Raw genomic sequence first — 6000 nt, forward strand, 5'->3', positions numbered from 1 at the left:
CGAACCGATCGGGCCAACTACATCCAGAATTCGTTTGTAGATGTCGTCTTCTCGCCATCGAATTCCGCCTGCCGCAACGCCGCGGCGGATGGTGCGGACTGGTCCTGAGCGGCTTTGGCTACCTTGTCGGCGGCCTTGAGCGCATCAAGCCTGGCCTGGGCCGTGGCGATATCCTGCTGCACCTGGGCAGCCTTTACCTGATCCGTGATCGCCTTGGCCTGGTCTTCCAGGTCCTGGATCTGCTTTTCGAGCGCGGCCTCCTGAGCCGCATTGCTCGATGAGCTGGACGAGGAATACTGGGTCGCCTGTGACGAACCCGAAATCGCGCTGACCATGACAAATCCCGAAGTGGAGCCGAGACCAGTCTGTAGCCCATCGCGGTGAACAAGCGGTTAGCACCGCGCCGTTGCCCCGTGCGATCAGAAGCTTGCCCGCACCGCCCGGATCGCCTCGGCGATCGACAATTCGCGGCTCTCCTCGACCTCATTGTCGTCCTCATGATGCCAGGACGCCGACAGGCACCCATAGGCAATGGCATGATCGAGGATGGCCGGCGGTGTCTGGCCCAGCGTTCTGGCAAAGATCCCGGCCATGTGTGCGATCCGCTCCGGGTCGAGGCAGAGCTCGTCCCGGTCGAGCGGGTTGTAGAACATGTTCGCGGCGTCGAAGCCGGGGTCGCCGAGAACGCCCTTCGGATCGATGGCCAGCCAGCCGCGCGGCCCGTGCAGGATGTTCTCGTGATGCAGGTCGCCATGCAGGGGCCTGATATCGTGCGGATTGGCCAGCAGTCGATCGGCGATGATGGCGGCCTCGACATAGAGGCTGTCATGGCCCGAATCGCGGTCGATTGTCGCCTTCTTGAACAGGCTTGAAAACCGTTCCCGGAGCGGCTGAAGCTCGGGCGGGAAGGGGTATTTCCCCTGTGAAAATAGTTTCGCCATCACCTCGGCCGCGATTTCGGTGGCGGCGTTGTCGCCCTGTTGGTCGAGCACCTGCTCCAACAAGGTCTCACCGGCATATTCGAGCAGCATGCTGTGGCCGTCGCGGCCGAGCAGGCGCACCGCGCCTTCGCCGCGTCGCCAGGCGAGATAATGCTCGCCGCGCAACTCGTCGGCGACATCGTCGAAAGGCTTGAGCGCCTTGACGATCGCCGGCGAGCCGTCTGCGCGCAAAACCTTCCAGATGCGGCTCGAAAAGGTCTCGGCAATGAGTTCGGGCGCGCTGACGTTCCAGCGCACCGGAAAGGCGGGCGTGTCCATCAGAGGCCGAGCATCAGGTCCATGTTCTGCACGGCGGCACCGGAGGCACCCTTGCCGAGATTGTCGTAGACAGCCAGCAGCAGGGCCTGCGCCCGTTTGTCGTTGGCGAAGACGTAGACCTTCATCCGGTTGGTGCCGTTGTAGATCTCCGGATCGATCTCCGGCACGCGCTCCGAATGCGCATAGGGCGCCACCTCGACCAGGCCGCCCTTGATGGCGGCGAAATGGTCGGCAATCGCCGCATGCAGCTCCGCACCGGTCGGCACATGGTCGAGACCGCCAAGCTGCAACGGCACCACAGTGATCATGCCTTGCGCGAAATTGCCGACCGCCGGCTGCATGATCGGATCATGCGACAGCCTGGCATAGGCCCTCAATTCCGGCACGTGCTTGTGCTGAAGGGTGAGGCCGTAGGGCAGGAATTCCGAGGCGTCCTCGCCCTTGGCGACATAGTCCTCGATCATCGGCCGTCCGCCGCCCGAATAGCCCGAAATGCCGTTGACGGTGATCGGGAAATCGGCCGGCAGCAGGCCGGCGGCGACCAGCGGCCGCAGCGTGGCGATCGGTCCCTGCGGCCAGCAGCCGGGGTTGGCGACGCGTTTTGCCGAGGCGATCGCCTTTGCCTGGTCCTTGTCCATCTCGGCGAAACCATATGCCCAGCCTTCAGCCACGCGATGCGCGGTCGACGCATCGATGACTTTGGTGGTGTCGTTGGCGATCAGCGAGACGCTTTCCTTCGCCGCATCGTCGGGCAGGCACAGTATCGCGACATCGGCGGCGTTGAGGAACTCGGCGCGTGCCGCCGTTTCCTTGCGGCGCTCGGTCGGGATGGAAATGATCTCCAGATCACTGCGCTCGGCAAGCAGCGCCCTGATCTGCAGGCCTGTGGTGCCGTGTTCGCCGTCGATGAAGATTTTCGGTTTCATGGGTTGATCAAATTCCTTGATATTTCAAGACTATATGCCCTGACCTTGAATCACTGCGGCACCATTGTGGTTGCCGTTGTTCAACTCTTCAAGCCGGGCCTTTCGCTCAGCCAGCAGGCCGAGATATTGCATAGCCACCATCGAGCCGGCGATCGCCGTTATATCGGCGTGATCATAGGCCGGCGCAACCTCTACGACATCGGCGCCGACAATATCGACCTGGTTGAGTTGACGCAGCGTCGACAGGATCTTCGCCGAGGACGGCCCGCCGGCAACTGGCGTGCCTGTGCCAGGCGCATAGGCCGGATCGAGGCAGTCGATGTCGAAGGTGAGATAGGTCTTCTTGCCGCCGGTGCGGTCGACGATGGCGTAGGCGATATCGGACGCCCGCATCTCCTCGATTTCATGGCCATGGAGGATCTTGATGCCGAACGTGTCGGGCGCATGGGTGCGGATGCCGATCTGGATCGAACGGTCGGGATCGATGATGCCTTCCTTGACGGCACGGCCAACGAAGGATCCGTGGTCGATGCGCTTGCCGTCGTCCGGCCAGGTATCCTGATGGGCGTCGAACTGCACCAGTGCGAGCGGACCATGGATGGCGGCATGCGCCTTGAGCAGCGGCCAGGTGACGAAATGGTCGCCGCCGAGCGTCAGCAGGAAGGCGCCGGATTTGAGGATCTTGGCCGCTTCGCGCTCGATCGTGCCGGGGGTCTTCTGGTGATTGCCCGAATCGAGCAGGCAATCGCCATAGTCGACGACCGCCAGATGCTCGAACAGATCGCGTGAAAACGGATATTGCGGGTCGTTGTCGAGGATCGCCGAGGCGCGGCGGATGGCCTGCGGCCCGAAGCGGGCGCCCGGCCGGTTGGTGACGGCGGCATCGAAGGGAATACCCCATACCACAGCATCCGCGCCCTTCACGTCCTTGGTGTATTTGCGCCGCATGAACGACAGCGCGCCGGAATAGGTCGGCTCGAACGCGGCGCCCGTTTTGGAACGGGCGGTGAAGGCGTTGTCGATGTTGTTGTTCGCCATTACGGATCCTCGTTTTTCATCGGGTTGCAACAACTACAGAACCGGCACGGAAGATGCCAGTCACAGCTTGGCGAGACGGAATGGCGCTGCCCGAGTGCCACGGCAAGACAGGATTGTATCATCATGACGCAGACCGCGTTTCTCAACCCCACCCGTGCCGCGGCGTCGACCCACACCGGCACGGTCGCCGGTGAACGCTTCCTGGTGCTCGATTCGTGGCGTGGCATCTGCGCGCTTCTGGTGGCGCTGTTTCACTTTCCGACCGCTTCGACGATTTCGCAAAGCGCCTTCATCGGTTCGTCCTACCTTTTCGTCGACTTCTTCTTCGTCCTTTCCGGTTTTGTCATCGCCAGCAGCTACGGCGATCGGCTGAACCAGCCGGAACAGGTCGCGCGTTTCGCCCTGGTCCGTTTCGGCCGTATCTACCCACTGCACCTTCTGATGCTTGCCGCCTTCGCTGGCTTCGAGCTGCTGCGGCTGATGCTGCCGCAATTGCACGGCACCGGGGCTGCGCCCTTCACCGGAGGCTTCGACCCTGGGAGTCTGCTTGCCAATCTTCTGCTGCTGCAAGGTGTCGGCTTCGAGGATCAATTGACCTGGAATGCGCCAAGCTGGAGCATTTCCGCCGAGTTCTTCGCCTATCTCTTGTTTGCCGGCGTGGTCTTCGTCGCCGGCGCGCGCGCCTGGATATGGTTCGTCGCCGCCGCCGCCACCGCGCCGCTGTTCCTGCTCGGCTTCTCGACCCATCATATGGATGTGTCCTTCGATTTCGGCTTCATCCGCTGCCTGTACGGCTTCTCGCTCGGCGCCTTGCTGGCCTGGTTTCAGCATGATTCCATTGCAGGCGCGCGACAGGTCCTCGCCAGGAATGGCCCGCGGATGGACTGGACCCTTGCCGAGATCGTCATGGTGGCCGTCATCGTGCTTTTCGTTTCGCTGGCCGGCGGCAATGATTTCGGCATCGCGGCACCCCTGGTGTTCGCGCTGGCGCTGTTTCTGTTCGCCCATGAAGGCGGCTGGATCAGCGCCTTGCTGAGGGCGCCGTTCATGCTGACCCTCGGCGCGCTGTCCTACTCGATCTACATGGTCCACATCTTCGTCCAGGCGCGCATGATCAACGTCGCCGGGCTCGTCGAGCGCAAGCTCGGCCTCGGCCTGATCGGCGACTTCACGCTGCGCGGCCAGCCTGCCACCGGCTTCGGTGCCGGCTGGATGGGAGCGGTGGCAATCGCCGTCATGCTCGCCGCCACCATTGCCGCCTCCTGGATCACTTGGCGCCTCATTGAGATGCCGGCCATGGCGTGGTTCCGCAGGCTCTCAAAACGCATCTGACGCGCACTCCCCGCGAACAACCGCTAGCCGGCTTCGTTCACCTGGATGTCACGAGGGTCGCCTATCCCGATTTCGATCCGGCAAGGAGCGATTCTCGATGCGGACCATCTGGCTGAGCCTTCTGTTTTCCTCGGCACTTGCGGCCTTTTCTGGCCAGTCATTGGCCGGCGAGACCCGCGCCAGGCAGATTCTTGACCGCTTCGAGCACGCCAACCAGTGGCGCGACCACGTCATGGTGGTCGCGCATCGCGCCGGCAGCATGCAGGCGGGCAAGACGCTCTACGCGGAAAATTCGATTGCCGCCGTGGAGGGGGCGATCGCGATGGGCGCAGAAATCGTCGAGGTCGATATCAGGCGCTCGAAGGACGGTGAGTTCGTCGTCATGCATGACAGCTGGCTCGACCGCACCACGACCTGCAAGGGCGAGGTGGTCAAATACACACTGGCCGAACTGAAGACCTGCAGGCTGGTGATCGAGGGCACCGGCGCCGTCACCAATGAGACGGTTTCGACGCTGCGCGAGATGCTCATGGCAACCAGGGACAGGATCCTCATCAACCTCGACAACAAGCTCGACGTCGGCGACCTCTCGGGCATGATCGCGGTGGCTCGCGATCTCGGCTTGGCCGAGCAGGTCATCGTCAAGGAGAATTTGTGGAACCAGGCCAGGATCACCACGGTTAAGGCCGCCATGGCCGCTATCGGCGGCGGCTTCCAGTTCATGCCGATCATCGCCGATGATGCGGTGCGTGATGCCGGCTTCGCCCGGACGGTCGACCATGCCTTTTCGCCGCGCGCGATCGAGCTCATCAACTGGCGGGCAGGCGCCGACACGCTGACCGAGACCGGCGGACCGTTGTTCAGCACACGCATGCGCGCGGCCGCGGTGAGGGGAAACTGGCATATCTGGGCCGACACCTACGCCATCGCTGGCAAGCCGGGCGGCTTCCTTGCCGGCGGCCGCGGCGACGAACTGGCCGTGCAGGCCAGCCTGCCGCGCGAAAGCTGGGGTTTCTGGGCCGATCGCGGCGCCACCATCATCCAGACCGACGAGCCGAAGGCGGCCATTGGCTGGCTGGCGGTGAACGGTTTTCGCGTGCCTTATGCGAACGAGGCGCGGCCCGTTGAGCCGGCGAATACGGCGAGTATCAACTAAGCGGCGGCTGCAGCAGCCAATCTCCCCCCTTGCGGGCCTGTTGCAAAATTGTGTGGATGTGGTTCCCTGTTTTTGAAACGGGGATCTTGCGATGACGACGAAGCCGAGCGGTCAGTTCAGTTTTGTGGAGGCTCTGCTGCCGCAGGGTCTTGGTCGGAGCGGTCGCCTGGACCGGTTGTCGTTGCTGGTGAATTGGTATCGCTTCGAGAAGATCCTGGCACGGCTGCGCTCGCCGGCCGGACCAGGCCGGCCTGCCTACAATTCGTTGGTGATGTTCAAGGCGCTTCTG

General features: G+C 63.1%; 7 protein-coding genes. 3 read left to right on the top strand and 4 right to left on the bottom strand.

All coding sequences use genetic code 11. The annotated features are described in order from the left end of the window. Positions 1-17 precede the first annotated feature (17 nt). From NKI99_RS19340 to speB, 4 genes are all read right to left on the bottom strand, one after another. Positions 18-335 (bottom strand): hypothetical protein, encoded by a 318-nt coding sequence (locus NKI99_RS19340; protein ID WP_352611710.1) that lies wholly within the window; start codon positions 333-335, stop codon positions 18-20. 84 nt (positions 336-419) lie between these two features. After that, positions 420-1262 carry an aminoglycoside phosphotransferase family protein gene (locus NKI99_RS19345; RefSeq protein ID WP_352611717.1) on the bottom strand — a complete coding sequence of 281 codons (843 nt, stop codon included), beginning with the start codon at positions 1260-1262 and terminating at the stop codon, positions 420-422. Then, entirely contained in the window at positions 1259-2185 is a 927-nt protein-coding gene (gene argC / locus NKI99_RS19350; protein ID WP_352611711.1) for an N-acetyl-gamma-glutamyl-phosphate reductase, read from the bottom strand. The genes NKI99_RS19345 and argC overlap by 4 nt, the downstream gene beginning before the upstream one ends. A 30-nt stretch (positions 2186-2215) precedes the next feature. Then, positions 2216-3223: an agmatinase gene (gene speB, locus NKI99_RS19355; RefSeq protein ID WP_127288726.1), complete on the bottom strand. Its 1008-nt coding sequence runs from the start codon at positions 3221-3223 to the stop codon at positions 2216-2218. A 123-nt stretch (positions 3224-3346) separates the two neighbouring features. Between speB and NKI99_RS19360 the strand changes: the two genes are divergently transcribed. The 3 genes from NKI99_RS19360 to NKI99_RS19370 all read left to right on the top strand — a co-directional run. Then, the gene (locus NKI99_RS19360; protein ID WP_352611712.1) at positions 3347-4555 is read left to right on the top strand and encodes an acyltransferase family protein; all 1209 of its coding nucleotides are present in this window, start codon (positions 3347-3349) and stop codon (positions 4553-4555) included. Between the two features lie 97 nt (positions 4556-4652). After that, positions 4653-5711, top strand: a complete 1059-nt coding sequence (locus NKI99_RS19365) for a glycerophosphodiester phosphodiesterase family protein (RefSeq protein WP_352611713.1) — start codon at positions 4653-4655, stop codon at positions 5709-5711. Positions 5712-5802: 91 nt separating this feature from the next. Continuing rightward, positions 5803-6000 (top strand): transposase (locus NKI99_RS19370; protein ID WP_502905548.1); only part of this gene is annotated, 198 nt, incomplete at its 3' end.

This window comes from Mesorhizobium sp. M0239 (assembly GCF_040321815.1).
Taxonomy (GTDB): Bacteria; Pseudomonadota; Alphaproteobacteria; order Rhizobiales; family Rhizobiaceae; genus Mesorhizobium.

What these genes read in the sequence shown, in the direction of transcription:
- NKI99_RS19340 (WP_352611710.1), bottom strand. Translation starts at nt 335, where the DNA reads ATGGTCAGCGCGATTTCGGGTTCGTCACAGGCGACCCAGTATTCCTCG.
- argC (WP_352611711.1), bottom strand. Translation starts at nt 2,185, where the DNA reads ATGAAACCGAAAATCTTCATCGACGGCGAACACGGCACCACAGGCCTG.
- speB (WP_127288726.1), bottom strand. Translation starts at nt 3,223, where the DNA reads ATGGCGAACAACAACATCGACAACGCCTTCACCGCCCGTTCCAAAACG.
- NKI99_RS19365 (WP_352611713.1), top strand. Translation starts at nt 4,653, where the DNA reads ATGCGGACCATCTGGCTGAGCCTTCTGTTTTCCTCGGCACTTGCGGCC.
- NKI99_RS19360 (WP_352611712.1), top strand. Translation starts at nt 3,347, where the DNA reads ATGACGCAGACCGCGTTTCTCAACCCCACCCGTGCCGCGGCGTCGACC.